The organism is bacterium (genome assembly GCA_036524115.1).
In the GTDB taxonomy this organism is placed as follows: domain Bacteria; phylum JAUVQV01; class JAUVQV01; order JAUVQV01; family DATDCY01; genus DATDCY01.
Genome location: DATDCY010000274.1, coordinates 1 through 1,865, shown reverse-complemented (window position 1 = coordinate 1,865; position 1,865 = coordinate 1). Strand labels below are relative to the sequence as shown.

The 1,865-nt window shown below is 74.9% G+C and carries 2 protein-coding genes; one reads left to right on the top strand and one right to left on the bottom strand.

Annotated elements, in window-relative coordinates; translation table 11 throughout:
• A partial coding sequence (locus VI078_13090; protein HEY6000217.1) for a hypothetical protein occupies window positions 1-460 on the bottom strand: 460 nt, incomplete at its 3' end.
• A gap of 44 nt (window positions 461-504) precedes the next feature.
• On the opposite strand from VI078_13090, the gene VI078_13085 reads away from it, so the two are divergent.
• On the top strand, window positions 505-1,791 hold the full coding sequence (locus tag VI078_13085; protein HEY6000216.1) for a hypothetical protein: 1,287 nt from the start codon (window positions 505-507) through the stop codon (window positions 1,789-1,791).
• Window positions 1,792-1,865: the final 74 nt, after the last annotated feature.

The window sequence follows — 1,865 nt, the reverse complement described above, 5'->3', positions numbered from 1 at the left end:
AGCCCCCGCAGCCGGCCGCGCCCCCCGGCTCGCCGGCGGGCACGAGCCCCTCGATCCGGCGCGCGGCCGCCGACGCGTGCGGCCCGGGGACGAAGAGCCCCCAGCGGCCGATGGCGCACCCGGAGCCGTGGAAGGCGCGGGTGTCGACCTCGCGCACCACGGCCGGGATCCCCTCGCCGCGCAGTGCCTCGACGAACTCGCGCAGGTCCTGCCTGTCCATCGCCGAGGTGATGAGCGCGGGGAAGTCGATCGTCGCCTCCGGCTCGGGCGCGGGCGCGCCGGCGCCGCGACGGCAGGCCTCGATCTGCTCGGGCGTGATGCCCCGCGCGCGGGCCTCGTCCTCGAGCATCCGGCAGACCTCGGGGACGTACTCGTCGGCGCGCAGGGCCGTCTCCTCCAGCAGTTCCTCGCGGCTCATCCCGCGGAAGCGCTCCAGCACGTACTTCGGGTCGACCTGCATGGGGCCACCTCCTTCGACGGCGGGCAGTATAATACAGCAGCGCCATGGTCAGATTCCGATTCCCGACCGCGCCCCGGGCCCTGCTGCGGGGCTGCGCGGCCGCGCTGCCGCTCATCGTGCTGGGCGGCTGCGTCACCTCGCGCGACGCGGTCGTGCGCGCGACGCGTCCCGAGCCCGCCTATGACCGGCTCTACCAGCGCTCGATCGAGGTCTGCGCGACGAGCCGGATCCGCCCGCGGTTCGCCGGCGCCGGCGGGCCCGCGGGACACGCGGTGCTCTTCCTCAAGGGCGTCTGTCGCGACCCGGCCGCCCCCTACCCGCGCCTGCGGCTCTGCGATCCGGCCGCGGCCGACCCCGCGGGGCCCGAGTCCGGCACCGGCGTCTCCGTCGACCGGGTGCTGAAGAACGTCAACTGGGTGGCCGTCCCGGGCGAGCGGCTGTTCTTCTATGGCGACGTCGGGCGCTACGAGCTGCTCGACCGCCAGCACCTGGAGGCCGCGGTGCGCCGCGCCACCGAGCAGGGCGTCTTCGCGGGGGTCGAGACGCACGTGGATCCCGCGCCCGCCGCCCCCGGGGGGGGCACGGTCGGCGAGCGGACGGCGATCGACAACTTCCTCGGCACGGACTTCGCGCTGGCGTACGGGAGGTCGGCGTACTGCGTCCGCTTCCCCGTGCCGGAGGCCGCCCTCGCGCGCACGGTCGCCTACCTCAACGGGCTCAACGACGCCTACGCCGGCCGCGGCCGCGAGTACCGCTGGAGCGGCATCTCCGACAACTGCGCCCACGTCCTGCACAACGCGCTCGCGGCCGCCGGCCTCTGGGAGCGCCAGTCGGTGCGCGCCTTCATGGCGCTGCAGTTCTTCAACCTCGCGATCCCCGTCGACCAGTTCTCGGACGCGGCGCTCCTGGCCGGGCTGGAGATCGAGGACCCCCTCGCCGTCTGGGAGCGGCTGGCACTGCGGCGCCTGGTGCTGCGCGAGGGGTGGCTGCCGGTCGGGCACGGCACCCTCTTCCGGGTGATCCCGGTGCATCAGCGCAACGCGGTGTACGACACGGAGCTAACCTTTTTCACGCTGACGGACCTCTTCGGCACCGAGAGCCGGCGGGTGGGCGAGCTGCTCGCGGACGCGCGCTTCACGGACGTGGAGTACAACCTGCTGGCGTTCGAGCGCCGCTACGAGGCGCTGCTGGCGCGCGAGGCGCGGCGCCGTCCCGGCGAGCCGGAGGACGACGGGGAGTACGAGCGCTTCCGCGCCGCCTACTTCGCCTGGGGACGGCGGCAGCTCGCGGACGTTCGGGAGAAGCTCGCGTTGCTCTATGGCGGACGCTGACCGCGCCGCCGCGGAGCCGGTGTCGCCACGCCCGCCGGGCCGGCTGGCCCGCACGCTGCGCCTCGCGCTCGGGC

Coding starts and splice junctions, on each gene's coding strand:
- VI078_13085 (HEY6000216.1), top strand. CDS start 505: ATGGTCAGATTCCGATTCCCGACCGCGCCCCGGGCCCTGCTGCGGGGC.